Annotated in this window: 21 protein-coding genes; 11 read left to right on the top strand and 10 right to left on the bottom strand. The window is 68.6% G+C overall.

Going from position 1 to position 25,178, the window contains the following annotated elements; translation table 11 throughout:
- Positions 1-35 precede the first annotated feature (35 nt).
- Positions 36-1,001 (bottom strand): tripartite tricarboxylate transporter substrate binding protein, encoded by a 966-nt coding sequence (locus H9Q09_RS17065; protein ID WP_187392027.1) that lies wholly within the window; start codon positions 999-1,001, stop codon positions 36-38.
- Positions 1,002-1,264: 263 nt separating this feature from the next.
- Between H9Q09_RS17065 and H9Q09_RS17060 the strand changes: the two genes are divergently transcribed.
- Positions 1,265-2,164 (top strand): alpha/beta hydrolase, encoded by a 900-nt coding sequence (locus H9Q09_RS17060; protein WP_187392026.1) that lies wholly within the window; start codon positions 1,265-1,267, stop codon positions 2,162-2,164.
- A 255-nt stretch (positions 2,165-2,419) separates the two neighbouring features.
- Here H9Q09_RS17060 and H9Q09_RS17055 read toward each other — a convergent pair whose 3' ends face one another.
- Positions 2,420-3,394 (bottom strand): tripartite tricarboxylate transporter substrate binding protein, encoded by a 975-nt coding sequence (locus H9Q09_RS17055; protein ID WP_187392025.1) that lies wholly within the window; start codon positions 3,392-3,394, stop codon positions 2,420-2,422.
- A 194-nt stretch (positions 3,395-3,588) separates the two neighbouring features.
- Here H9Q09_RS17055 and H9Q09_RS17050 point away from each other — a divergent pair, with 194 nt between their 5' ends.
- The gene (locus H9Q09_RS17050; RefSeq protein ID WP_187392024.1) at positions 3,589-4,047 is read left to right on the top strand and encodes a tripartite tricarboxylate transporter TctB family protein; all 459 of its coding nucleotides are present in this window, start codon (positions 3,589-3,591) and stop codon (positions 4,045-4,047) included.
- A gap of 27 nt (positions 4,048-4,074) precedes the next feature.
- The gene (locus H9Q09_RS17045) at positions 4,075-5,574 is read left to right on the top strand and encodes a tripartite tricarboxylate transporter permease (protein ID WP_024352109.1); all 1,500 of its coding nucleotides are present in this window, start codon (positions 4,075-4,077) and stop codon (positions 5,572-5,574) included.
- Positions 5,575-5,645: 71 nt separating this feature from the next.
- On the opposite strand, the gene H9Q09_RS17040 is transcribed toward H9Q09_RS17045, so the two are convergent.
- The gene (locus tag H9Q09_RS17040; protein WP_187392023.1) at positions 5,646-7,013 is read right to left on the bottom strand and encodes an MmgE/PrpD family protein; all 1,368 of its coding nucleotides are present in this window, start codon (positions 7,011-7,013) and stop codon (positions 5,646-5,648) included.
- 154 nt (positions 7,014-7,167) lie between these two features.
- Here H9Q09_RS17040 and H9Q09_RS17035 point away from each other — a divergent pair, with 154 nt between their 5' ends.
- The 3 genes from H9Q09_RS17035 to H9Q09_RS17025 are packed head-to-tail and all read left to right on the top strand — an operon-like array spanning position 7,168 to position 11,550.
- Positions 7,168-8,220 (top strand): isocitrate/isopropylmalate family dehydrogenase, encoded by a 1,053-nt coding sequence (locus H9Q09_RS17035; RefSeq protein WP_210315411.1) that lies wholly within the window; start codon positions 7,168-7,170, stop codon positions 8,218-8,220.
- Positions 8,221-8,242: 22 nt separating this feature from the next.
- The gene (locus tag H9Q09_RS17030; protein ID WP_187392022.1) at positions 8,243-9,418 is read left to right on the top strand and encodes an acyl-CoA dehydrogenase family protein; all 1,176 of its coding nucleotides are present in this window, start codon (positions 8,243-8,245) and stop codon (positions 9,416-9,418) included.
- A complete protein-coding gene (locus H9Q09_RS17025; protein ID WP_187392021.1) occupies positions 9,415-11,550 on the top strand; it encodes an acetate--CoA ligase family protein in 2,136 nt (711 codons plus the stop codon). Before H9Q09_RS17030 ends, H9Q09_RS17025 begins: the two co-directional genes overlap by 4 nt.
- Positions 11,551-11,584: 34 nt before the next feature.
- On the opposite strand, the gene H9Q09_RS17020 is transcribed toward H9Q09_RS17025, so the two are convergent.
- The 3 genes from H9Q09_RS17020 to H9Q09_RS17010 all read right to left on the bottom strand — a co-directional run bounded on the left by H9Q09_RS17020 (position 11,585) and on the right by H9Q09_RS17010 (position 15,545).
- Positions 11,585-12,568 (bottom strand): Ldh family oxidoreductase, encoded by a 984-nt coding sequence (locus H9Q09_RS17020; RefSeq protein ID WP_187392020.1) that lies wholly within the window; start codon positions 12,566-12,568, stop codon positions 11,585-11,587.
- Positions 12,569-12,578: 10 nt separating this feature from the next.
- Positions 12,579-14,516: a TRAP transporter fused permease subunit gene (locus H9Q09_RS17015; RefSeq protein ID WP_187392019.1), complete on the bottom strand. Its 1,938-nt coding sequence runs from the start codon at positions 14,514-14,516 to the stop codon at positions 12,579-12,581.
- A gap of 78 nt (positions 14,517-14,594) precedes the next feature.
- Entirely contained in the window at positions 14,595-15,545 is a 951-nt protein-coding gene (locus H9Q09_RS17010; protein WP_187392018.1) for a TAXI family TRAP transporter solute-binding subunit, read from the bottom strand.
- 115 nt (positions 15,546-15,660) lie between these two features.
- On the opposite strand from H9Q09_RS17010, the gene H9Q09_RS17005 reads away from it, so the two are divergent.
- Both H9Q09_RS17005 and H9Q09_RS17000 read left to right on the top strand, forming a co-directional pair.
- On the top strand, positions 15,661-16,611 hold the full coding sequence (locus H9Q09_RS17005) for an amidohydrolase family protein (RefSeq protein ID WP_187392017.1): 951 nt from the start codon (positions 15,661-15,663) through the stop codon (positions 16,609-16,611).
- A 6-nt stretch (positions 16,612-16,617) separates the two neighbouring features.
- Positions 16,618-17,268: a flavin reductase family protein gene (locus H9Q09_RS17000; RefSeq protein ID WP_187392016.1), complete on the top strand. Its 651-nt coding sequence runs from the start codon at positions 16,618-16,620 to the stop codon at positions 17,266-17,268.
- A 27-nt stretch (positions 17,269-17,295) separates the two neighbouring features.
- Here the strand turns inward: H9Q09_RS17000 and H9Q09_RS16995 are convergent, their stop codons facing one another.
- The 4 genes from H9Q09_RS16995 to tcuA all read right to left on the bottom strand — a co-directional run bounded on the left by H9Q09_RS16995 (position 17,296) and on the right by tcuA (position 21,774).
- A complete protein-coding gene (locus H9Q09_RS16995) occupies positions 17,296-18,252 on the bottom strand; it encodes a hydroxymethylglutaryl-CoA lyase (protein ID WP_187392015.1) in 957 nt (318 codons plus the stop codon).
- 108 nt (positions 18,253-18,360) lie between these two features.
- Positions 18,361-19,053: a GntR family transcriptional regulator gene (locus tag H9Q09_RS16990; protein ID WP_051141661.1), complete on the bottom strand. Its 693-nt coding sequence runs from the start codon at positions 19,051-19,053 to the stop codon at positions 18,361-18,363.
- A 137-nt stretch (positions 19,054-19,190) separates the two neighbouring features.
- On the bottom strand, positions 19,191-20,381 hold the full coding sequence (gene tcuB / locus H9Q09_RS16985) for a tricarballylate utilization 4Fe-4S protein TcuB (protein ID WP_187392014.1): 1,191 nt from the start codon (positions 20,379-20,381) through the stop codon (positions 19,191-19,193).
- Positions 20,368-21,774, bottom strand: coding sequence for an FAD-dependent tricarballylate dehydrogenase TcuA (gene tcuA, locus H9Q09_RS16980; RefSeq protein WP_281414925.1), 1,407 nt, complete (start codon positions 21,772-21,774; stop codon positions 20,368-20,370). The genes tcuB and tcuA overlap by 14 nt, the downstream gene beginning before the upstream one ends.
- A gap of 413 nt (positions 21,775-22,187) precedes the next feature.
- Between tcuA and H9Q09_RS16975 the strand changes: the two genes are divergently transcribed.
- The 3 genes from H9Q09_RS16975 to H9Q09_RS16965 all read left to right on the top strand — a co-directional run bounded on the left by H9Q09_RS16975 (position 22,188) and on the right by H9Q09_RS16965 (position 25,173).
- The gene (locus H9Q09_RS16975; protein WP_187392013.1) at positions 22,188-23,318 is read left to right on the top strand and encodes a mandelate racemase/muconate lactonizing enzyme family protein; all 1,131 of its coding nucleotides are present in this window, start codon (positions 22,188-22,190) and stop codon (positions 23,316-23,318) included.
- Positions 23,319-23,392: 74 nt separating this feature from the next.
- Positions 23,393-24,313: a dihydrodipicolinate synthase family protein gene (locus H9Q09_RS16970; protein WP_187392012.1), complete on the top strand. Its 921-nt coding sequence runs from the start codon at positions 23,393-23,395 to the stop codon at positions 24,311-24,313.
- Positions 24,313-25,173: a 3-hydroxyacyl-CoA dehydrogenase NAD-binding domain-containing protein gene (locus H9Q09_RS16965; protein WP_187392011.1), complete on the top strand. Its 861-nt coding sequence runs from the start codon at positions 24,313-24,315 to the stop codon at positions 25,171-25,173. Before H9Q09_RS16970 ends, H9Q09_RS16965 begins: the two co-directional genes overlap by 1 nt.
- The last annotated feature ends 5 nt before the right edge of the window (positions 25,174-25,178 follow it).

Below are 25,178 nucleotides of genomic sequence, written 5' to 3'. Positions count from 1 at the left end.
GGGGGGCCGTGCTCGGTTGGCAATCTGGTCTCGAATTACTGGATCCAGGGCGCCTTTTCCCAGAGCGCCTGCATCTGCTCCTTGGTGGAGCGCATGTGCTCGCCGTATTCCTTCGGCGGCAGGAAGTTCAGCGGCAGGTCCTGCTTCTTGGCAGCCGCCTGGAACTCCTCGTCCTGCATCATCTTGTCGACGGCCGTGACCAGGGCGTCGCGGGCTTCGTCGGGAATGCCGGCCGGAGCGGCGAGACCGCGATCGGAGCCGGCCACCACGTCATAGCCCAGTTCCTTGAAGGTCGGCACGTCCGGCAGCTGGTCCCAGCGTTCCGCGCGCATCGTCGCCAGCGCCCGCAGCGTGCCGTCGGCCACGTAAGGCGCGGCCTCGCCGATCCCCATCACCGAGGCGGCGACGTGACCGCCGAGCAGCGCCGTGCGGCTCGGCGCGGCGCCCGGGAACGGCACATGGGTCACTTCCAGATCGTTCGGCGTCAGAACCCGCAGCAGCGAGGTATGGGTGGCGCCGCCGAGCGAGGAATTGCCGACCGGCATCACGCCCGGATTCTCCTTCACATAGGCAATGAAGTCATCCAGCGACTTGAACTGGCTGTCCTCGCGCACGACCAGCGTGGTGCCGTCGGAGACGATATTGGCGACCGGCTCGAAGGAATCGATCGTGTAGTCGGGCTCGCGCTCGATGATCGGGTTGATGAAGGACGGGATGTTCAGCATCCCGATCGTGTAGCCGTCGGGATTGGCATTGGCGATCGCGGTAAAGCCCAGTTCGCCGCCGGCGCCCGGCTTGTTCTCCACGACCACGGACACGCCGTTGCCGAGATATTTCTCGAGGAACGGCGCCACGGTGCGCGCCATCACGTCGGTGCCGCCGCCGGCGGAGTAGCCGACGATGACGGTGATGTCCCGCTCGGGATAACCCTGGGCATGGGCCGCGCCGGCCAGCATCAGCGTGCCCGCCAGCGCTGCCGCGATCTTGGTACGTAAGCTCATTGTCTTCTCCTCCACTCGGAAAATCGTGCCGTCGATGCGCTCCCGAAAGCGACGGCAGCCGGTGCCGGCTGCCTGTCGCCCTGCATGGACCTCCCGCATCGCGTCGTGGCAACATAGACAAAGCGCACGACAGAACACAATAGGATACAATCAACCGCATGGGCGCTCGGCGCACCGATCCCGCCCCCGTCGCACGGCCTGTCGCGGGACCCGCATGTCTGCCGCGCCACCCGTCGACCCCGCAGTGAAGGACTGACCAGACGATGCAACAGGACCCCCTGGACCACGCGGCGGCGATGCTCGCCGGCCGCCGGCATCAGGACCCGGATGCGGTGATTGCCGCCGTGGAAGCGGCGGGCACGCGGATCGAGACGCCTTGCGGCGCCGGCACGATGGCCTGGCGGGTCTTCGGCGACGGGCCGCCGCTGGCGCTGCTGCACGGCGGGCATGGTTCCTGGCTGCACTGGCTGCAGGCGATCCCCGCCCTGGCCCGGCATCACCGGCTCCTTGTGCCGGACCTGCCCGGCTTCGGGGAATCCGCCGGCCTCGACGACGCTCCGGCGGCGGGCACCGCCGCGGCCGAAGCCGTCGCCGCACCGGTGCTGGCCGGTCTGACCACGATCTGCGGGGAACGGCCGGTTGCCCTTGCCGGCTTCTCCTTCGGCGGCGTCATTGCGGCGACCATGGCGGCGCAGCTCGGCCCCTCGGCCACCGCCCTGGTGATCGTCGGCGCGCCGGGCCTCGGGCTGCTGCCGACCGGGCCCCTGGCCACGCGGTCGGTCCGCAATCACCCGACCGAGGCGTCGCTCATGGCGGCCCATCGGGACAATCTCGCCGCCATGATGATCCACGATGCCGCGCTGATCGACGACCTGGCGGTTCGCATCCAGGCGCTGAACGTCCCGCGGGCGCGCACGCCCAGCCGTCTCATCTCCCGCAGCACCGCGCTCGGCGATGCCCTCGCCCGCATCGCCTGCCCGCTGACCGCGATCTACGGCGAGCACGACGTCGTCTCCCCGCAACATGGGGAGCGCCTTGCGATCCTGCGCGACGTGCTGCCATCCGCGCGCCAGACCGTGCTGCCGCGTGTCGGGCACTGGGCCCCGTACGAAGCGCCGGAGGCCGTCACCACGCTGATCGCGCGCGCGAGCAGTCCCGGCTGACCGCGGCTGTACGCCCGATCACCTCTTGTAGACTTCTGTATACCGTCGTAGTCTGGAGCCGGGAAACGGTCGCAGACCGGCGTTCAGCCGGCGGGCCGTGGGAGGAGTGTACGGTTGCTCGAGGCCGGCAGAGACATGCGCATGACAACGTCCGGCAGCGCCGGCGCGTCCGCGTTGCGGGCCCGCCGGCCTCTGCAGTCGTCAGGACCGTTCCCCCGCCGCAGCGAATGCGGCAGGGGTGTCCGGGTCAGGGCGTCACTTGCCCCAGGGCGTGCGCTCCCAGACCTCTTCCATCTTGGTCAGGGTCTCGGCGAGATGCTCCCGGTGCTCCTTCGGCGGCAGGTAGTTCAGCGGCAGGAGCTGCTTGCGCGCCTCCTCCTGGAATTCCGGATCGGCGACCGCCTGGCGCACGGCCTCGGCCAGCGCCGTGGCCGCATCCTCGGGAATGCCCGCCGGCGCGACGAGGCCGCGATCGGAGCCGGCCACGATGTCATAGCCCAATTCCTTGAAGGTCGGGGCCTCCGGCACTTCGTCCCAGCGCTCGGACGCCATGGTGCCGAGGATCCGCAGCTTGCCTTCCTGGTGATACGGGCCGGCCTCGCCGAGCCCCATGATCGACGCGGCCACATGCCCGCCCAGAAGCGCGGTGCGGCTCGGCGCGGAGCCCGGGAACGGCACATGGGTCACTTCCAGATCGGCCATGCCGAGGAAGCGCAGCAGCGCCGTATGGGTCGAGCCGCCGATGGCGGAATTGCCGATCGGCAGCGAGCCGGGATTCTCGCGGACATAGGTCACGAGATCGTCCAGCGTCTGGAACTCGGAATCCTCGCGCACGACGATGGTGCCGGGATCGGAAACGACATTGCCCAGGGTTTCGAAGCTGTCGAGGTCGTAGCCGGGCGTGCGCTGGATCAGCGGCGTGACGACGGCCGGCACGTTGATCATGCCGATGCTGTAGCCGTCATTCTCGGCGGTCGCGATGGCGGTGAAGCCGATCTCGCCACCGGCGCCCGGCTTGTTCTCGACGACGATGGAGCCGTCGCCCAGCAGATACTTCTCCAGATAGGGAATGAGGGTGCGCGCCATGACGTCGGTGCCACCGCCGGGCGAGTAGGCCACATACATGGTGACGTTGCGCTCGGGATATTCGGCCGCGGCGCTGCCCGACGCGCCCATGGCCAGCGCCGACACCGCCAGGCCCGCTGCCGCGATTGCCCTGAATATTCGCATGATTTCCTCCACTGCTTCTGGTCTGAGCTTCCCGGCACTGTGCCGAGAATCGCAATAGCGTGGAATAATCATATGAAGATGTAAACATTGAAATCACGGAAAATGCGATTGATGGAAGATAGCTCGCCAAGACGCGAAGAACACATCGCGTATGCCAGAGACTTCCTGCCGGAATCTAATAACGGATACTTAGGATGACTTACATCAAGGACAGAATTGGCGCGGTGGCGCTGCTGCTGCTGGCGGTCAGCGTGTTCGTCGCCTCGGGTTCGCTGCCCTTCAAGTCGATGATCTTCCCGCGGATGATCAGCACCGTCATGGCCCTGTGCGCGGTCCTGATGCTCCTGCGCACGGTGCCGCTGCGGTCCGGCCGGGCCCCCGCGGCGGCCACGGACCCCAAGCTGAACCAGCCCTTCTTCCGCAATTCGCGGAACTTCCTGATCACCTTCGGGGCGTTCATCTCCTACGTCGTGGCCATCAGCACCCTCGGCTATTTCGTGGCGACGGCCATCCTCATCGTCGCCCTCGCCCTCGCTCTCGGCTTCCGGGACTATCGCCTTCTGGCCGCCGCCACGGTGAGCTTCCTGGTGCTGGTCTACGTGGTCTTCATCCTCGTGTTCGAGCGGCCGCTGCCGCACGGCATGTTCTACTGACACCAGCGGCCATTCGGAGTTCCTGACGTGTTCGAACCGCTCCTTCACGCCCTTCCCTATGTCTTCCAGCCAGCGAATCTCTTCGCCATGGTGGCGGGCGTGGTGCTGGGCATCGCCATCGGCGCCCTGCCCGGCCTGTCCGCGACCATGGGCATCGCCGTTCTCATTCCGCTGACCTTCGGGCTCGATCCGCTGGTCGGGCTCGGCATGATGGCCGGCATCTACAACGGCGCCATGTATGGCGGCGCGATCCCGGCCGTGCTGCTGCGCATTCCCGGCACCCCGGCCTCGATCGTCACCACCTTCGACGGCTACCCCATGGCCCAGAAGGGCGAGGCCGGGCGCGCCCTCCAGATCGCGGTGGTCTCCTCGGCCATCGGCGGCATGGTCAGCGCCGTCGTCCTGATGACGCTGGCGCCGCCTTTGGCCCGCGTCACCCTGGCCTTCGGCCCGGCGGAGTATTTCTGGGTCGGCATCTTCGGCCTGTCGGCCATCGCCGTCTTCGTCGGCAAGAACCCGATCAAGGGCGTCCTGTCCGCCTGCATCGGCCTCCTGATCGGCTGCATCGGCATCGACACGATCACCGGCGCGCAGCGTTTCACCTTCGGCAACATCAATCTCTATGACGGCTTCAACATCGTCGTGCTGCTGACCGGCCTCTACGCCATCCCGCCGGCCATCGCGATGGCCGAGGAGGCGGTAAAGACGGGCATCAGCCGCGACAAGCTGCGGGTGAAATCCAGCCACGGCATGTTCGACGACTGGCGCCGGCTGTGGAAGACCTGGACGCGCTCGTCGATCATTGGCGTCATCGTCGGCTTGCTTCCGGGCGCCGGCGGCAACATCGCCGCCTTCCTGTCCTATAACGAGGCCAAGCGCGCATCCAAGACGCCGGACGAATTCGGCGAGGGCTCGCCGGAAGGCGTCGCCGCCGGCGAATGCGGCAACAATGCCGACAATTCCGCAGCCCTCGTGCCGGCCCTGACCCTCGGCGTGCCGGGCAGTTCGGTCGCCGCCGTCATCCTCGGCGGCCTCCTGATCCATGGCCTGCGGCCCGGCCCGGCGCTGTTCCGCGACTATCCGGACGTCGTCTACGGCTTCATGATCCAGATGTTCGTGACCTCGGCGCTGCTGATGTTCATCGGCGGCATCATTGGCACGCGCGTGTTCATCCATGTGCTGCGACTGCCGCGGGTACTGCTGGTGCCCCTCATCGCCGGCCTGACGGCCGTCGGCGTCTACTCGATCAACAATTCCATGTTCGATCTCTACATGATGCTGGGCTTCGGCCTTCTGGGCTACGCCATGGAGCGGCTGGACTTCCCGCTTGCCCCGGCCGTGCTCGGCCTGATCCTCGGGCCCATGGCGGAGGAGAACATGCGGCTGGCCCTGCTCATCTCGCAGAACGACTGGCTGGTCTTCGTCACCCGGCCGATCTCGGTCACCATCGCGGTGCTGACGCTGCTGGTCCTGGCCTTCCCGATCATCCGCGACATGCTCGCCCGGCGCCGAACGGCGCCCGCCTGACGCCGGCACGCCGGACAGGAAAAAGGCCGGACCCGCGAGGGTCCGGCCTTTTTCGTTGCATCGGAAGGTGGTCAGGCCACGCTGGCGCGCGCCGGCTTCGCCTGGAGGCCCGGCAGGTCGAGGGAGGTCCGCTTCTCCAGCCCCCAGAGCGCCGCCAGCAGCGCCTCGGCTTCGGCTTCCGCCAGCACGGAGCCGGCCAGTTCGGTGAACTTGTCGGACAATTCCTCGTCGCTCAGCGGCATGTCCGGATCGCCCTTGCGGGTCGGCTGCAGGAAGCTGAAGCGCTCGCCATTCCTCATGGCGATCGTCACCCGCGCCGCGCGCTGGCCCGGAAAGCGGGAGTCGATGTCCTCGTCGAGCTCCAGCGTGATCTTCGGCAGGAGATCGCGCACCGCGCGGTCCGCCATGCGGTCGGGCTCGAAGGCGGCGAGGCGGACCGAGCCGTGGACCAGCGCATGAGCGACGACGTAGTGGAGGCTGAACCGGCAATCGACCGGCGTCTGCGGGTCGGGCCGGTTGCAGATGTCGACGCTCGGCCGGTAGGTGCCGACATGGATGCTGTCGATGTCCGCGGCGTCGATGCCGTGCCGCTGCTTCAGCACCAGCGCCCCGTCGATGGCTGCGAAGGTATGGCCGCAGCAGCCATGGTTCTTGAAGGTCATGACCTCGATATTGTAGGCGCTGCCGAGCCCGGCGGTCGCCTTCGACCAGTCGGCCCGCCCGCTCATCGCGGCCCCCATGCCGACCGGCCCGTCGAGGACGTCGAGCGCCCCGGTGACGCCCTTGCCGGCCGCCATCGCGCTGGTGACGCCGGCTTCCGCGGCATGGCCGGCATGGATCGGCTTGCTCATGGCGTCGGACCGGAACGCCTGCTGCAGCCCCGCCGCCATCGTCGCGGCGGTCGCCAGCGCGTGGGCCGTCTCGTCCTCGTCGAGGCCGAGGATCAGCGCCGCGGCCGCCGACGCGCCGAAGGTCGAGATCGTCGCCGTCGCGTGCCAGAACTTGTAGTGCTCGCGGGTCATCGCAAGGCCGATGCGCGTCGATACCTCGAAGCCGGCGATCACGCCGCGCAGGAAGGTTTCGCCGTCGCAGCTCGTGGTCTGGGCGCAGGCGAGCGCCGCCGCGATGGTCGCACAGCCGGGATGAACGGCCGAGTCGCGATGGATGTCGTCGAACTCGGCGGTGTGGGCGGCGGTGCCGTTGAGAAAGGCGGCCGTGCGGGTCAGCGCCGACGCGCCACCCGGCAGCACGATGGCGCAGCCATGGCCGATCTCCTCGGCGAGCGCGGCGCGCAGCATCGGCCCGGGGTTCTGCGCGGTCCCCGGCATGGTCGCCGCGAACCAGTCGATCACCGCGCGCTTGGCGTGGTGGATCGTCTTGTCCGACAGCTCCGAGCTGCGCTCGCGCGCGACATAGGCCCCGATCTCTTTCAGAAGCACGGCTGGTTTCCTCCCATTCTGGTCCGCTGATGACGTTGGCGGCGACCCGTGTGCCGCAAGGCTTGCCGCCCGCCTTCATTCCGTGCGAATGAACCCGAAACCAATTGTCCGGTCAACCGAACATTTGCCGGACAACAGCATGGGGAGGCGTGTCATGGCGATCGATCTGGCGGTTCTGAGGGGGGACGGCATCGGCCCGGAGATCGCCGAGGCAACCCTCGCCGTACTCGCGGCAGCGGACCGATGTTTCGGGCTCGGCCTCTCCTTCAGCGAGATACCGGTCGGGCTGGCGGCCTTCGCGGCGGAAGGCACGACCTTTTCCGATGCCAGCGAAGCGCGGATCCGCGCCGCCGACGGCGTCATCCTCGCGCCGCTCGCCACCTACGAATATGCCGAGGGGCAGCCCAATCCCTCGGCCCGCATTCGCCGCGGGCTCGACCTCTACGCCAATATCCGGCCCAGCGTGTCGCGCCTGCCGGGCGCCGCCCGGCGGATGGATCTGGTGATCTACCGGGAAAACACCGAAGGCTTCTACGCCGACCGCTCGATGTTCGCCGGCAGCGGCGAGTTCATGCCGAGCCCCGACATGGCGCTGGCCGTGCGCAAGATCACCCGAAGCGCCTGCGAGCGGATCGCCCGTGCCGCCTTCGAGGCCGCCCTGCATCGTCGCCGCAAGGTGACGGCGGTCCACAAGGCCAATGTGTTGCGCCAGACGGACGGCCTGTTCCTGGAGGCCGTGCGCCATGTGGCCGGGGACTATCCGACCGTGTCGCTCGAAGAGGTGATCGTCGACGCGATGGCGGCGCATCTGGTGCGCGATGCCTCCGTCTACGATGTCGTCGTGACCACCAACATGTATGGCGACATTCTCTCCGACGAGGCCGGCGAACTGGCCGGCGGTCTGGGTCTCGCCCCGGCGCTGAATGTCGGTGCCGACCACGCCGTGGCGCAGGCCGTCCACGGCTCGGCGCCCGACATAGCCGGCCGGGGCATCGCCAATCCGGTGGCGCTCATCCTCTCGGCCGCCCTCCTCCTCGAATGGCTCGGCGCGCGGCGGGGCGAGCCGCTCCTGACCGATGCCGCAAGGGCGATCGAGGCGGCGGTGACCGCCGCCCTCGCCGATCCTGCCACCCACACGCCCGATCTCGGCGGCGACGGAACGACGGCCGGTTTCGCCGACGCGGTCGTTCGCGCCCTGTCGCGCTGAGACCCCGCTGAAAGGACGATCCATGGACAGCCTCTACACGCCGGAGCAGATCATGTTCCGCGACGCGGTCGCGAAATTCGCCCGGGCCGAACTGGCCGAGGGCCGGGTCGCCCGCGCCAATGCCGATGGTCTCGATCCGGCCACGACGCAGAAGCTCGTCGACATGGGGCTGATGGGCATCATGATGGACGAGGCCGATGGCGGCCAGGGCGGCACGCTGATGGACGCGGTCATCGCCATCCGCGAGATTGCCCAGGTCTGCCCCCGCTCCGCCGATGTCGTGCAGGCCGGCAATTTCGGCGCGATCCGCACCCTGTCGGAATTCGCCACCGCCGAGCAGCGGGCGCGCTGGCTGCCGGGCCTGCTGGCCGGCCGGACGGTGATCTCGGTCGGCATGAGCGAACCGGAGGCCGGTTCGGCCGTGACCGAACTGGCGACCACCGCCACGCCCGACGGCGACGGCTACCGCCTGAACGGGACCAAGGTCTTCGGCACCCATTCGGGCTCCGCCGACCTGATCCTCTGCTATTGCCGCTTCGGGCCCGGCGTCTCGGGCATCGGCTCGGTCATTCTCGAGCGCGACATGGAGGGCTTCAGCGTCGGCCAGCCGGTCCGCTACATGAATGGCGAGAGCTGGAGCCAGCTCTATTTCGACAATCTCTACGTGCCGCCCGAGAACGTCCTGCTCGGTCCCGGCGGCTTCAAGAAGCAGATCTCCGGCTTCAATGTCGAGCGCCTGGGCAACGCCTCGCGGGCCGTCGCCGTCGGCCGCCTCGCCTTCGAGGTCGCCCGTGACCATGCGCTGGAGCGGCGCCAGTTCGGCCGCCGCCTCGCCGAGTTCCAGGGCATCCAGTGGAAGTTCGCCGACATGGCGGTGAAGCTCGATGCGGCCGAACTGCTCCTGGCCCGGGCCGTGATCAATGCCGGTGAAGGCCTGCCCTCCGCCATGGAGACGGCGATGGCCAAGCTCGCCTGCAACGAGGCTGGCCATTTCGCCGCGAACGAGGCGCTGCAGGTGATGGGCGCGCTGGGCTTCGGCGAGGACCATATCGTCCAGTACTGCCTGCGCCGCACCCGCGGCTGGATGATCGCCGGCGGCAGCACCGAGATCCTGAAGAACCGCATCGCCGAGGAAATCTTCGGCGAAAAGTTCTCGCAACGCCCGCCCCGTCCGGCACCGTCGGACGCCCGGTCATGACCGGCAGCGCACGCGGCCCGGCCTTCGTCGATGCCCTGCTGCGCCCGCGCAGCGTCGCCATCATCGGCGCCTCCGACACCGCCGGCCGGCTGACCGCCCGGCCGCAGGCGTTTCTCGCCCGTCACGGCTATGCCGGCGCCGTCTATCCGGTCAATCCGCGCCGCGAGACCGTGCAGGGGGCAAGGGCCTGGCCCAGCCTCGCCGCCCTGCCGCAGGTGCCGGACCACGCCTACATCCTGCTCGATACGGAGCGGGCGATCGGCGCCGTTGCCGATTGCGCGGCCGCAGGCGTTAAAGTTGCCACCGTCCTGGCCGACGGCTTTGCCGAATCCGGCGGCGAGGGCATCGCCCGGCAGGCCCGGCTCGTCGCCGCGGCGCGCGAGGCCGGCGTCGCGCTGATCGGGCCGAACTCCACCGGCGTCGTCGGATCGGCGGCCGGCTTTTCGGCCACCACCAACGCCGCCTTCGCCATCGACGCCCTGCCCCAGGGGCGCACCGCGGTGCTGTCGCAATCGGGTTCAGTGATCGGCGCCATCCTGTCGCGCGGTGCCGCCACGGGGCGCGGCTTCGGCGCCTTCGTCTCCGTCGGCAACGAGGCGATGCTGGGCGTCGGCGAACTCGGCGAGGCGCTGGTCGAGGATGAGGCCTTCGATTCCTTCGCGCTGTTCGTCGAGACCCTGCGCCGGCCCGAAAGGGTCGCGGCCTTCGCGGCGCGCGCCCGCGCCCTCGGCAAGCCGATCACCGCCTTCCTCGTCGGCCGCTCGGAAGCCGGCCGGGCGCTCGCCCAGTCCCATACGGGCGCGATGATCGGCGGGCCGCGCGCCCTGGCAAGCTTCCTCGCCCATCACGGCATCGTCGTCGCCGACAGTTTCGAGGGCATGATCGAGACCGCCGGCGCCCTGTCCCTGCGCACCCGGCTCGCATCACGTCCGAAGCGCGCCACCGTGCTGACGACGACGGGCGGCGGCGGCGGCATGGTCTATGACGGCATAGCCCTCAAGGGCTCGGCGCTGGCCGGCCTGTCGCCCCGCGCCGATGCCGCCCTTCGCGCCGAGGGGATCGCCATCAAGCCCGGGCCGATCGTCGACGTCACCTTCGCCGGGGCCCGCTACGAGACGATGAAGGCCGTCGTCGCCGCGCTGGCGAGCGATCCGGAGACCGGCCTGATCGTCGCCGCCATCGGCTCGTCTGCCCAGTTCAATCCCGAGATCGCCGTCCGGCCCATCCTCGACGCGGTCGCCGAGCTTGGACCGGAGGCCGCACCGGTGATCGCCATGCCGGTGCCGCACGCGCCCGAGAGCCTGGCGCTGTTCAACGATGGCGGCGTGCCGGCCTTCCGGACGGTGGAAAGCTGTGCCCAGGCCGTTGCGGCGCTTCTCGCCGATCCCGCGCCGGCGCCGCCAGGTCCCGCCCGCCTGCCCGACGCCGTCACGGAGCGGCTCGCGGCGCTGCCCGAAGGGCTGGCCGACGAGATCGCCGCGGCAGACATCTTCGCGGCGCTCGGCATTGCCGGACCCCAAAGCCTGCATGTGGGGGCCGACGAGCCTCTGGCCGACCTGCCCTTTCCCGGGCCCTATGTCTTGAAGGCGGTGTCGGCCGATCTGCCGCACAAATCGGAGGCGGGCGCCGTTCGGCTGAACCTTGCCGGGCGCAGCGACGTGGCCGCCGCACTTCTCGACATGCGCACCCATCTCGCCCAGCACATGCCAGAGGCCCTGATCGGCGGCTACATGGTGGCGCAGATGGCGCGCGGCCTGGGCGAAGCCATTCTCGGCTTCACCCGCGATCCGGTCACCGGCCCGATGGTCAGCGTCGGGCTCGGCGGCGTGATGACGGAAATCTTCGCCGACCTCGCGGTCAGCCCGGCCCCGGTCTCGCGTGACGGGGCGCGCGCCATGATCGCCTCGGTGAAGAGTTTTGCACTGCTGCGGGGCTATCGCGGGGCGCCGGAGGGCGATCTCGATGCCCTCGCCGACGGTCTCGTCGCCCTGTCGCAGCTCGCCGCGGAGCCGCGCGTGATCGAGGCCGAGATCAATCCCGTGCTGGTCCGCGAACATGCGCGCGGCATCCTCGCCCTCGACGCGGTCATCCGCATGGGCCCCCGCGACCCCACGCCGGACACGGGCGACTGAGGGACAGCCCTTCAGCCGCGCGTGTCCCCGTTTGTCACAGAAGCGCGTCGATCTCCGCCCGCACCTTGGCCGGGATGGACAGCCCGCTCTCGTGGTTCGCGGTGCTGCGCCGCTCCTCGATCTCGCCCGGCAGGAGCACCTCGCCCGGCTCGCCCGACGCCCGGATCATGCCGGTGATCGCCGCAAGCCGCGCGTCGGGCTCTCCCAGATGGTCGGTGCGGGCCGCGATCAGCGTGAAGCAGGTTCCCGCCTTACGGGAGAAATCGCTGGATTCGCCGAGTTCGGTCGCCGCCGAGCCGCCGGCGAAGAAACCGGTCAGCAATTCGATCATCAGCGCCAGCCCGTATCCCTTCGGTCCCCCGATCGGGGCAAGCGTCCCGGCCAGCGCGGCATGGGCGTCGGTCGTCGGCCGGCCGTCGGCATCGAGGGCGAGCCCTTCGGCGATCGGCTGGTCCTCGGCGGCGGCCCGGCGGATCTTGCCGCGCGCCACCACGGTCGTCGCCATGTCCAGCGTGACCGGCGGCTCGGCGCCCGGCACCGCGATCGACACCGGGTTGGTACCCAGCACCGGTCGCTTGCCACCGATCGCCGCCATGGCCGGCGGCGCGTTGGAGACCACGATCGCCGCGCAGCCCTGCCGCGCCAGCCTCTGGCTATAGGCCGAGGCGAGGCCAAAATGGTTGGAACCCCGCACCGAGATCCAAGCGACGCCGTGCGCCGCCGCCCGCTCGACCGCCAGCTCCACGGCCCGCATGGCCGCCGTCGGTCCGTAGCCGTTGTTGCCGTCGAGGATCACCAGACCGCCGGCGTCGCTGACGATCGTCGCTTCGGCAGCCGGATCGATCAGGCCCGCCTTCGCCCGCGCCACGTAATTGGGCAGGCGGGCCACGCCATGGGACGCGACCCCGCGCAGATCGGCTTCCACCAGCACATCGGCGACCGTCTCGGCAATTTTGAGGGGAGCGCCGTTCGCCGCGATCGCCCGGGTGGCGAGGGCGCGCAGTTCGTCTGCAGTCATGTCGTTCGTCTCATGCAGGCTTGGGGTTGGTCGGGCGCAGCAGATAGAGCGGCGCGAGGATCACCGGGATCGCCGCAAGATCGGTCCACAGGCCGGGCATCATCATCAGCACCGACCCCGCCCCGACGACGATGCGCCGCCACGGTGCAAGCGGCCCGCCCCACCAGCCGGTGGTGGCGATGGACAGCGCATAGACCCCGACGAAGGCCGAGGTGATGGCGACCACGATGTCGCCCGTCGTGCCGATCAAAAGGATTTCCGGGCCATAGACGAAGACGAAGGGCACGACGATCTTGGCGAGCCCCATCAGGAACGCCTCGACGGAGGTTTCCAGCGGTTTCGACTTGGCGATGGCCGCCGCCGCATAGGCCGCCAGCGCCACGGGCGGCGTGATCGCCGAGACGAGGCCGTAGTAGAAGATGAAGAGATGCGCGGCGATCAGCGGCACGCCCATCTGGGTCAGTGCCGGCGCGACGAGCACCGCCAGGAGCAGATAGACGCCCACCGTCGGCAGTCCCATGCCCAGCACGATCGAGGCGACCGCGGTCAGGCAGAGCGCGATGAAGAGCGAGCCGCCGCTGGCGTCGACGATGAGGCCGGAAAGCTTCAGTCCGAGCCCGGTCAGGGTCAGCATGCCGATGACGATGCCGGCGCAGGCGCAGGCCGTCGCCACCGGCAGCAGCCCGGCCACCGCGGCCCGGCAGGTCGCCATCAGCCGCGCCGGGGTCGGTCGCGAGGATCTGGCGAACATCGCCAGCACCAGCGCCGCCACGATGGCATAGAAGCCGGCGCGATAGGGCGTGTAGCCGTCGAGCAGGAAGTAGAGGAGGATCGGGATCGGCAGGAGCATGTAGCCCCGCGTCAGCAGAAGATGCCGGAAATTCGGAAGGTCCGCCGCAGCGACCGCCTTCACGTCGTATCGGGCCGCATGGAGCTGCACCGCCGCGAACACCGCGCCGAAATACAACAGCGCCGGGAACAGCGCGTGGCTGATGATCTCGACATAGGGGATGCCTGTGAAGGAGACCATCAGGAAGGCCGCCGCGCCCATGATCGGCGGCATGATCTGCCCGCCCGACGAGGCGGCCGCCTCGATCGCCGCCGCCGTCTGCGGCTTGTAGCCGGTGCGGATCATCAGCGGGATGGTGAAGGTGCCGGTGCTGGCGACGTTGGCGACGGCGCTGCCGTTGATCGAGCCGAACAGCGCCGAGGAGATCACGGCGACATAGGCCGGCCCGCCCTTCTTGCGGCCGGTCAGCGCATGGCCGAAACCGATGAAGACATCGCCCATGCCGGTGGTCTGCAACAGCGCGCCGAACAGGACGAAGACGGCGATATAGGTCGCCGAGGCGCCGACCGGCGTGCCGAGGACGCCTTCGGTGGTCAGGTAGAGATGCGAGACGATGCGATCGATGCCGTAGCCGGTATGGCCGATCGGCGGCGGCAGGATGTTGCCGAAGGCGGCATAGGCCAGCGCGAGAAGGGCGATGATGACCAGCGACCAGCCGATGACCATGCGGGTGGCGATCAGCACGACGGAAATCAGGATCGCGCCGAGCCAGATCTGCTGCTCGGTGACGATGCCGGCGGTCTCGATGATCTCGCGATAGTCGAGGCAGACATAAAGCGCCGGCAGGGCCGTCACCAGCGCCAGGACGATGAGCGCGGTGCGCAGCCAGCGACCGCTCACCGCCGCCGTCGACAGGAACAGGATCGCGGCGATGCCGCAGACATGGACCACGCGCTGCTGCAGCGCGGTGAAGGGCCCGTAATAGGCGGTATAGAGGTGGAACAGCGTGAAGGCGACGACGCCGATGCCGACGATCAGCCGCAGCATCCAGTGCCCGTTGCCGCCGATCGCGGCACCGGCGGCCAGGGCCGGGTCCTCTGCGGGCAGGAGGTCGCGCTCAAGCAGCACGCCGGCGGCGGGAGTTGACTTGTCGGACATCGCAACATCGCTGGCTGGAGCAGGATGGGCGCGGCCGGCCCCGCCGGTCGCGCCCCGCTGATCGGTCGAAACCGTGGCTCAGTCGAGCGCGCCGATTTCGCGATAGTAGCGCTGGGCTCCCGGCGCCAGATCGATCGGCGTCTTCACCGCCGATTCCGGCGTGATCTGGTTGGCGGCCGGATGGATCGCCTGCAGCTCGCCGATATTCTCGAACAGCGCCTTGGTCATGGAATAGACCAGTTCCTCGTCGGTCTTCTCGTTGACGAAGAGGATGTTCCAGATGTCCATCGTCGGGATGTCCGCGGTCTGGCCTTCATAGGTCCCGGCCGGAATCACGCCCTCGATGTAATAGGGATATTTCTCGTGCGTGGCGGCAATGGCCGCCTCGTCCAGCGGCAGGATCTTGATCTCGGCCGCGGTGGTCAGATCGATCACCGTCGGCGTCGGGAAGCCGGCCAGCACGGCGGACGCGTCGAGATTGCGGTCCTTGAGGGCCTCGGTCGCCTCGGTGAAGTCGAGATATTCGCGCTGCACGTCGATGCCCGCCCCCTCGAACACCGCGTCCGCCATCACCCGGGTGGAGCCGCCCGGAGGGCCGACCGCAACGCGCTTGCCTTCCAGATCGGCAATGCTCTCCATGCCGGAATCGGTCCGCACGATGATCTGGATGGTGCTCGGATAAAGCGCGGCGACCGCCTGCAGCGGCCAGGACTGCCGGAACGGCTCGTCCCCGTTCCGGGCGAAAAACACCGTGTTGGCGTTGCCGATCCCCAGCGTCATCTCGCCAGCGCCGACGCGGCGGGAATTCTCGATCGAGGCGCCGGTGACCTCCGCCGCCGCCGACACGCCGTCGATGGTCTTGGAGAAGATGTCGGCCATGCCGCCGCCGAGCGGATAATACACCCCGCCCGTGGAGCCGGTTCCGATGGTGATGCGCTCCTGCGCGACGGTGGTGATTGGCGTGGCGGCAACGGCGACGATGCCGAGCGCGCCGATCAGACGCGTGAGCGTTCCTGTCGTGAATGCCATGCTTACCTCCCAGTATAATGGCGACAATTCCGATGCAGCGGCGTCGTCTTGCGCGCAACAGGATGCAAATGTATACCAGCGTTCAGGACAACTTCAACGAAAATCGCGACCGCCCATGGCTTCCGCCAGCTCAAACGCCCCCACCGTTCCGCCACGGCTGGTCCACGGCAAGCCCCTGTGCGCACCGCCGCTGAGCAGCGACCGGCGGCCCCGCGCCACGATCCCGGCCGGGGCCTGGGACAGCCATTGCCATCTCTTCGGCGCCCATGATCGCTATCTGCCGGCCGACACCGCAACCCACATGGCGCCCGAAGCGACCCTTGCGGATTATCGCGGGCTGCTCGACCGGCTCGGCCTCGCCAAGGGCGTCTTCGTCACCTCCACCGTCTACGGCACCGACAACCGCCTTCTGATCGAAGCGCTTGCGGAAGCCAATGGCAACGCCGCCGCCGATGGCTGGCTGCGCGGCATCGCGGTGATCGACTCCACCATTTCGGATGCCGAACTGGAGGCGATGCATCGGGCTGGCGTGCGCGGTTTCCGGATCAATCTCATGCAGCAGACCGGCGGCCCGCATTTTCGCGGCGGCGTCGGCCAGGAACACCTCTTCCTCCTTGCCGAGCGGGTGAAGCAGTTCGGCTGGCACGCCCAGCTCTGGGTGGATTCGGCCCTTTTGCCGGAATTGCGGGCCGAGCTGCGGCGCCTGCCGATCCCCTTCGTGATCGACCATTTCGGACGCACCCAGGCTTCCCGCGGCGCCGACGATCCGGGCTTTGTTCTCCTGTGCGACATGCTGGCGGCGGGCGAGGCCTATGCCAAGATCTCCGGCGCCTACCGGATCTCCAACCATGCGCCCGACTATCCGGACGTCGCGCCGATGGCCGCCCGCATCATCGCCGCCGCGCCCGACCGGCTGGTCTGGGGCACCGACTGGCCGCATCCCAACCATGCCGGCATCATGCCCGACGACGCCGACCTTCTCGACGTCCTCGCCGGCTGGTGCGAGGGCGACGCGGCGGCGCTGCGGGCGATCCTCGTCGACACCCCTTCCCTCCTCTACGCCTGAGATGACATGACCGACGCCACCACGCGTTTCGACCTTGCCGAGCTGACCCCGCGCGAGCGCTACAAGCTCCTGTCGAGCGCCATCGTGCCGCGCCCGATCGCGCTGGTCGTGACGCGCTCGCCCCAGGGCCATCACAACGCCGCGCCCTATTCCTTCTTCAACGTCCTGTCGGAAGACCCGGCCATCGTCGCCCTCGGCCTGCAGGTAAATGCGGCCGGGGAGCACAAGGACACGGCCAACAACATCGCCCGGGAAAAGGAATTCGTCATCAACCTCGTCGACGACGCCCTGGCCGACCGGATGAACATCTGTGCCGTCGACCTGCCGCCGGAGGAAAGCGAGATCGACGCGGCGGGCCTGACCATCGCCGCCTCGTCCATGGTCGGGACGGGACGGATCGTGGAAAGCCCGATCGCGCTCGAATGCCGCGAGGTGCAGACGCTGAAATTCTCGCCCCGCCGCAACATCGTTCTGGGCGAGGTGCTCTGCGTCCATGTGCGCGAAGGCCTCGTCGATCCGCAGACGCTGAATGTCGACATCGACAATTACGAGCCGCTCGGCCGCCTGTTCGCCAGCCTCTATTCGCGCCAGAGCACGCGGTTTTCCATGCCGCGCATGTCGCTGGAGGAATGGCGCGACCGGGCCGGAACGGACTGACCGCCCGCCCCGGCCGCACTTGATGCCTCAGGCGGCGCGGCGATAGGCGTTGAGGCGGCCGGCCTTCATCACGCTGCCGGGCAGCGCATGGCCGACGACCTGTTCGGCAAGCCGCGCCGCTTCCGACAGGGCCTCCAGATCGATCCCGGTCTCGATGCCCATCTCCTCGCAGAGAAACGCCAGATCCTCGCTGCAGACATTGCCGGCGGCCGCCTTGTGCCCGGCGAACGGGCAGCCGCCGAGCCCGGCCACGGAGGCATCGAAGGTGTCGACGCCCATCTGCAGACCGGCAAAGGCGTTGGCGATGCCCATGCCGCGGGTGTCGTGGAGATGCAGCGCGACTTTCAGCTCCGGCCAGCGCTCGCGCACCGCGCCGACGACCCGCTGCACCGCGGCAGGCGTCGCCCAGGCCATGGTGTCGGCCAGCGAATAGGTCTTGATGGTGACGCCGCATTCCGCGGCGATCTCGAAGGTCTCGGCCATCACCGCGAGGACGCGCGCGACCGGCACCTCGCCTTCGAAATTGCAGCCGAAGGCCGCCATCATCGAGGCCCGCTCGACGGTCAGGCCCGCCTCCAGATAGCGCGCCACCATCCGCGTCTGGACCCGACGGTTCTCCGCAAAATCCCGGTTCTGGTTGCGCAGCATGAAGCTTTCCGACGCGACCATCGAGATCGAGCCCTTCAGGTCGAGCTGGCCGCGATGGGCCAGCGCCCGGTCGAACCCCTTCTCGTTCAGCCACAGCGCGGTGTAGGCCGTGCCCGGCGCGCGGGTGATGCCGGCGACCACGGCGTCGGCATCCGCCATGCCCGGCACCCGGGCCGGATTGACGAAGGACGCCACCTGGATCTGCGGCAGGCGCGCCTGCGACAGCGCATCGATCAGCGCGATCTTGTCGGCCGTCGCGATCGGTCCCTTCTCGAACTGGAAGCCCTCACGCGGCCCTTCCTCGTTGATCCTCACGCGTTTCGGATAGTCGGCCATGCTGGTCTCCCTGGTGTTGAACGGGCGTCGCGCCGAACGGCCCAAGCCCACGCCGGTGCGAGCGCCCGACGCCATGCCGGCGGTACGGCGCCACGGCGCCGGTCGGGGTCAGTCGTCGGTGATGCCCGGCTCGTCCTCGTCGCTGGAGCGCGACAGATATTCCTGGCGCATGAGCTTGAGGCGGCTGCGCTGGGCGTTGCGGATGTGGATCTGCGCGGCTTCGTTCGCCGTCTTGGGATCGCGCCCCTTGATGGCCGCGAGGATGGCGAGGTGCTCGTTATGAGCGCTCTCGTCACGCCCGGGCAGGCGCAGCGTCGTGCCGCCGAGCAGCGCCATGGAATCCCGCAGGCCGATCAGCGACCGCTTGAGAAAGCGATTATGGGCCGCATGGTAGATCGCCGAATGGATCAGCCGGTTAAGGTCGGCCATGGATTTGGACTGGCCGAAATGGTCGACCTCCGAGGCGATCAGCTCCTCCAGTTCCTCGATCTCGGCGACCGAGGCGTGACGGGCGGCAAAGCCGGCGGCCGCGCCCTCCAGAACCTCGCGAATGTCATAGAGCTCGATGGTCTCCTGGTGATCGAGCTTGGACACCACGGCCCCGAATCGCGGGGTGAAGGAAATCAGTCCTTCCGCCTCGAGCCGGCGGATCGCCTCGCGGGCCGGCGTGCGGCTGAGGCCGAGACGCTCGGCGATCTCCAGTTCCCTGACCCGCGATCCGGGCGGCATCTCGCCGGCCTGGATGGCGGCTTTCAACTGCTGGTAAGCGGTCTCGCCGCGCGAGACATCCGATTTGCTCATGTCTGTCCATATCCGGTTGGAAACGGCACCCATTTCGAAATGCCGGGCGTGCGACCGGAACCATAGCACAGGCCCGCCCGTCGGCGCCGCCCCCCGCAGGCCCGCGATCACCCACGCCAATCCGGACCGGACCGATCTCAGGCCTGCGATTGGCCGGCCACCGGCAGCAACGTGCGCTTGCGCTCGCCGGCCGGCGGCGCGTTCATCGCGACGTCGCCATGGGCCAGCCGCTGTTCATGGGCATGGCGCACCAGAGCCGTGAAGCGGTAGATGCCGTGGACGAACTTGCCATAGGGAAATGTCAGGAACAGCGCGAAGACGACGCCGAGATGGACGGCGAGCAGCACGCCCATGGCCGGTGTGGCGCGGAACACGAGCAGCGCCAGGCCGGTGACGCTGGTCAGGAGCAGCATCCACAGGAAGGCCGCGCCCATGCCGGTGCGGTCGTCGCGGCGGATGGCGACGTCGCGGCGCTCGCGCTGGCGAAACAGTCCGATCGGCCCGATGACGAGGCCGATCCCGCCGAGCACCCCGAGGATCACGGTCGGATGCCAGACCGGATAGGGCGCTTCCCAGCCGAAATAGTGGAACAGCGTGCCCGAGGAGGTCGAGGCGAAGCAGAGCAGGAAGCCGTAATAGGTGAAATGATGGTAGAGGCGCCGGCGATCGTTGGGCCGCTCGCTCTCGTCCATGCAGCCCATGCCGCCGCCGTCGAGATAGCGCAGCCGGCTGGTGTCCTTGACCGCCTGCCACAGCGACGACAGGCGCAGGTCCTGCACCGGGCCGCTGGCCCGCCAGAAGGACCGCACGCCCATCCCCAGCGCCACCATGGCGTAGAGGAAGACGCCACCGAAGATGGCGACCATCGTGTTGTGGGGCATCAGCCGGTAGAAGGCGCCCTCGCCGGTATGGACACCGAACAGCACCGAGGCGTCCTGCCAGGCGGCAAAACCGATCAGGAAGGCGGCGACCGATCCCGCCGCGGCCAGCGCCACCCAGAGGCCGTTACGCTGAAAGACCCCGGAGAAGACCGGCGGCCAGGCGTAGCGGGCATAGGTTTCGTCGCGCAGCTCGGTCATGGCGACCGGCACGTTGATGGCGAATTCGTGCGGCGGGGCGTACTGGCAATCGTAGTAGCAGGCCCCGCAATTGTGGCAGAGATTGGCGAGGAAATCGACGTCGCCGCCGGCGAAGTCGCGGCGCAGTTCCATGGCCGGAAACACCGCGCACAGGCCCTCGCAATAGCGGCAGGCATTGCACACGCTCATCTGGCGCGCGGCTTCCTCCTGCGAGGCCGAGGCGAGGGACGCCAGATCAATTCCGGACATAGCGAGCCGCTCCTTCTCCCGCCAGCCGCCCGAAGACGCTGCCGATGGTCATTCCGATTCCGGCCAGATAGCCCTCGCCCAGGACGTTGCCGGCCATGATCTCGCCGGCCGCGAACATGTTCGGCGAGACCGTGCCGTCCGCCATGACCATGCGGGCCTCGCGGTTCACCTTGACCCCGAGATAGGTGAAGGTGATGCCCGGCCGCAGCGTGTAGGCGTAGAAGGGCGGCTGATCGATGGTGCGGGCCCAGTGCGACTTCGGCGGCTCCAGCCCCTCGGTCCGGCAGTCGTCATGGATGGTGTGGTCGAAATGGCCGGGCTGGCATGCGGCGTTGAAACGGTCGATCGTCGCGCGCGTCCTGGCGGGGTCGAGCCCCATCTTGATCGCAAGCTCCTCCAGCGTATCGGCCCGCTCGGGCGGAAACACCGAGGGCATGAAGGAGCGGATCGACTTCTCGTCGATGATCACATAGCCGATCTGGTCGGGCTGGGCGGCGACCAGCCGGCCCCAGATCGCGTAGCGTTTCGGCCAGAAATCCTCGCCCTCGTCGTAGAAGCGCTCGGCATTGGCGTTGAGGACGACGCCGAAGGGCACGCAATCGAGCCGGGTAACGATGCCGCCGTCGAATTTCGGCGCCCGCCCGTCGATGGCCACCGCGTGGCCCTGGGACGGATCGCCGACCTGCTCGACGCCGCGATCGAGCAGCATGCGCAGGATCTCGCCGCGATTGTAGGGCGTGCCGCGGATGAGGAAGTTCTTGGCCCCCGGGCCCCAGGCCTCGGTCAGCCATTCGATGTTGGATTCGAAGCCGCCCGAGGCGGCGACGAAGGACCGCGCCGCGACCTCTTCCATGCGCCCCTCGACCTCGAGCGTGGCGCCGACGAAGAAGCCGTTGTCGATCTCCATGTCGACGAGGCGCGTGTCGTAGCGGATCTGCACGCCGAGATCCTCGGCCGTACGATAGAGGGCGTTCAGCATCGAGCGACCGCCGCCGAGGAAGAAGGCGTTGGTGCGCCCAAGCGACAGGGTGCCGCCCAGCGAGGGCTGGAACCGCACCCCCTGCTCCCACATGAAGTCCCACAATTCCTTGGACCGTTCCAGGGTCAGGAGGGCGAGTTCCTCGTCGGTTCTTCCCTTGGTCACCCGCATCAGGTCGTCGAGATACTCCTCGACCGGATAGGGACCGGTCAGGGTGCCGTTCGCCGCATCGTGGGCAACGCGCATGTTGCGCGTGTGCCGGGTGTTGCCGCCGCGATAGGATTTCGGCGCCCGTTCCACGACCATGACCCTTGCGCCCGTACAGGCCGCGGAGATCGCAGCGCAGAGGGCGGCGTTGCCGCCTCCCGCAACGAGTACGTCGAGCTGGTCTCCCTCGCCTGCCATCGTCGACATCAGTCCCTTCGGATGAATTCAGATCGGGCGTCGGCCCGGCCCGACTTATGTCAAAGTATCCATCGGGATACAAGCGTGCGAAACCGCATCGGACGTAACGCCGCACGCTGGCATCGGGCGCGCTGAGCTCAAGCATGTGGATCGTCTCGGAGGCTCTGGTTGCCTTGATAAGGAGATACAGTGGGGATGACCCGGGGGTTGCGGGCACAGGGCCCGAACGCTGGTCAGATACGCGGGACCGCGACCGGGAATGTCTCCGCGGAACTGTATCCCGGCCCCAATTTCCGCCGGCTGCAGAAGCGGCGATGCCCTTACGCGCTTCACCGGCCCCGCCCATCTCTTGTATTGTCAACAATCTATTTGACAATTTGCCATGGGCGTTTATGCAAGGGGTGACCAAACGGGAGATGACCATGGCAAGACCGTCTACGATCCGGACCGTCGAGGCACGGACGATCCGGGTTCCGCTGAATTCTCCGACCTCTTTCTCGACCCGGCGGGTCCATCACCGCGACTATGCCGTCACTCGCGTCACCACCGATGACGGCGTGCGTGGTATCGGATTCTGCTATGGCGGCAGCGATGCCGGCAGTCTCGTCACGCAGGGCGTGCGCGAGCTTTTCGCGCCGCTCCTGATCGGCGAGGATGCCACCCGCGTCGAAGGCCTGTGGGACAAGATGTATGCGTCGGGCCTGCTGCAGGGCCGCGCCGGCTCGCTGATGCGCTCGCTGTCGATCCTCGACATCGCGCTCTGGGACCGCAACGCCCGCGCCGTCGCTATGCCGCTGCACCGCTATCTTGGCGGCTATCACGACGAGAGCGTGCCGGCCTATGCGTCGGGCGGCTATTACCTCGACGGCAAGTCGCCCGAGGCGCTGGGCGAGGAACTCGCCGGCTATGTCGCGCTGGGTTTTGAGGCGGTGAAGATGAAGGTCGGCCGGCTCGACCCCGCCGGCGAGGAGGCCCGCATCCGGGCCGCCCGCGAGGCGATCGGCCCCGACGTCCTGCTGATGCTCGACGCCAACAATGCCTGGAGCGACCTGCCGACCTGCCTGCGCTTCATGGATCGCTACGAGCCCTATGATCCCTACTGGATCGAGGAGCCGTTCTCGCCGGACGACATCGCCAACCATGCGCGCCTCGCGCAGAACACGCGGGTCCCGGTCGCCACCGGCGAGATCGAGGCCGGCCGCTGGCGGTTCAAGGAACTGCTCGACCAGGACGCCGCCGCGATCCTGCAGACGGATGCCGCCGTCTGCGGCGGCATCAGCGAATATCGCCGCATCGGCGCGACCGCGGCGAGCTACGGCGTCAAACTGTGCCCGCACTGGTTCCACGATCTGCATGTCCATCTCGTCGGCTCGGCCGCCAACGGCCAGTTCGTCGAATATTTCCCGGACGATCAGGTGCTGAATTTCCGCCGGCTGATCGATCGCCAGCTCGAGACGAAGGGCGGACGGCTGATGCTGCCGACCGAGCCGGGCCTCGGCTTCGATTTCGACGACAAGGCGCTCGACGCCTTCGCCCTCGACGACTGGGCTTAAGCGGCGTTTCCGCGGGGGGATCGACGACACGGGTTACCGTGGCGCCGACGCCGCATCTTGAGGGGGAGTAGACCATGCCGGCCGATGCGATGAGGGGCGTTCTGTCGCCCGTGGTGACACCGTTCGACGCGGAGCTGCGCCCGGACAGGGCGGCCTGGCTCGCCCATTGCCGCTGGCTCCTGTCGCAGGAATGCGGTCTGGCGATCTTCGGCACCAACAGCGAGGCCAACTCGCTGGCCGTCGCCGAGCGCCGGTCGCTCTTGGACGCCGCCTTCGAGGCCGGTCTCGATCCGGCCCGCATGATGCCCGGCACGGCGTCCTCGGCATTTCCCGAGACGGTGGAGCTGACCCGGGCCGCCGTCGACGGCGGGGCCGCCGGCGTCCTGATGCTGCCGCCCTTCTACTACAAGAACGTCTCCGACGACGGCCTCTTCGCCTATTACAGCGAGGTGATCCAGCGCGTCGGCGATGCCCGGTTGCGGGTCTATCTCTACCATATCCCGCCGGTCGCCCAGGTCCCGATCTCGCTGCCGCTGATCGAGCGGCTGCTGAAGGCCTATCCGGGCACGGTCGCCGGCATCAAGGATTCCTCCGGCAACTGGGAGAACACCCGGGCGATGATTGCGGGCTTCGATGATTTCGCCGTCTTCGCTGGCTCGGAGGCCTTCCTTCTGGACACGATGCGGACTGGCGGCGCCGGCTGCATCAGCGCCACGGCCAACATCAATCCGGCCGCCATTCACGACGTCTACGCCAATTGGCAGGCCACCGATGCGGACCAGCGCCAGGCGGCGATCACCGACTTCCGCAAGGCCGTCGCCGCCTACCCGATGATCCCGGCGCTGAAGGCGACGATTGGCCTCGCGACCGGCGAGCGCGGCTGGGAGCGCGTGCGCCCGCCGCTGACCCCGCTCGCCGACGCCGATCTGGCGTCGCTGTCGCAGATGCTGGACGGTCGCGGCTTTGCTATGCCGGGCCGCCGGGACGCAGCCTGATGACCGGCGTAGTCGTCGTCGGCGCCGGCACGATGGGCCGGGCGATCGCCGCGGGCTTTGCCCGCTCGGGGGAGCGGAGCCTTCTCGTCTCCCGCGATCCGGCCGGTGCCGATCCCGCCCCGGCGGGCGTTGACCTCGTCGGCGCCCTGCCCGACGAACCGCCGACCATGGTCGTGGAGGCGATCCCGGAGGATCTGGCGCTGAAGACCGCCTTCTTCCGCTCGGTCGAGGCGCGTTACGGGCCGGATTCGGCCCCGCTGATGGCGTCGAACACCTCCGGCCTGCCACTGCAGGACATCGCCGACCGGCTGGCCCGGCCCGATCTTTTCCTTGGCATCCACTGGTTCCATCCTGCCGACGAGCTGCCGATGGTGGAAAGCGGGCGCGTCGCCCAGACGGCGCCGGCGACGGTGGACACCGCGCTCGCCCTGCTGCGCGCGGCCGGCTGGGACAGCATCGTCGTGCCGCGGCCCGTCCCCGGCGCGGTCGTCAACCGCCTGCAGCATGCGATCCTGCATGAGGCCTATCACCTGATGGCCGAGGGGCTGGCGAGCGTCGAGGACATCGACCGGGCGGCGCGCTGGCTGCTGGGGCCCCGCATGTGCATCGCCGGGCTTCTGAAACAGAAGGATCTCGCCGGCCTCACCGGCCATATCCTGGCCCAGCGCAGCATCGTGCCGGACCTCTGCCACGATGCCGAACCCAATGAAGCGGTCCAGGCGATGCTGGAGCGCGGCGAGACCGGCGCGCTGGCCGGCCGCGGCTTCTACGACTGGGATGGGCGCGACGCCAAGGCGGAGATCGCCGCGGCGGCCGCGCGGCTGCGCCGCCTGATCGCCCATCTGGACGAGCCGGCGTAAGACAC

It is taken from the genome of Aurantimonas sp. DM33-3, from assembly GCF_014334315.1.
Lineage (GTDB): Bacteria > Pseudomonadota > Alphaproteobacteria > Rhizobiales > Rhizobiaceae > Aurantimonas > Aurantimonas coralicida.
The sequence above is the reverse complement of the archived record's forward strand: the minus strand, read 5'-3'. Positions and strand labels throughout refer to the sequence as shown.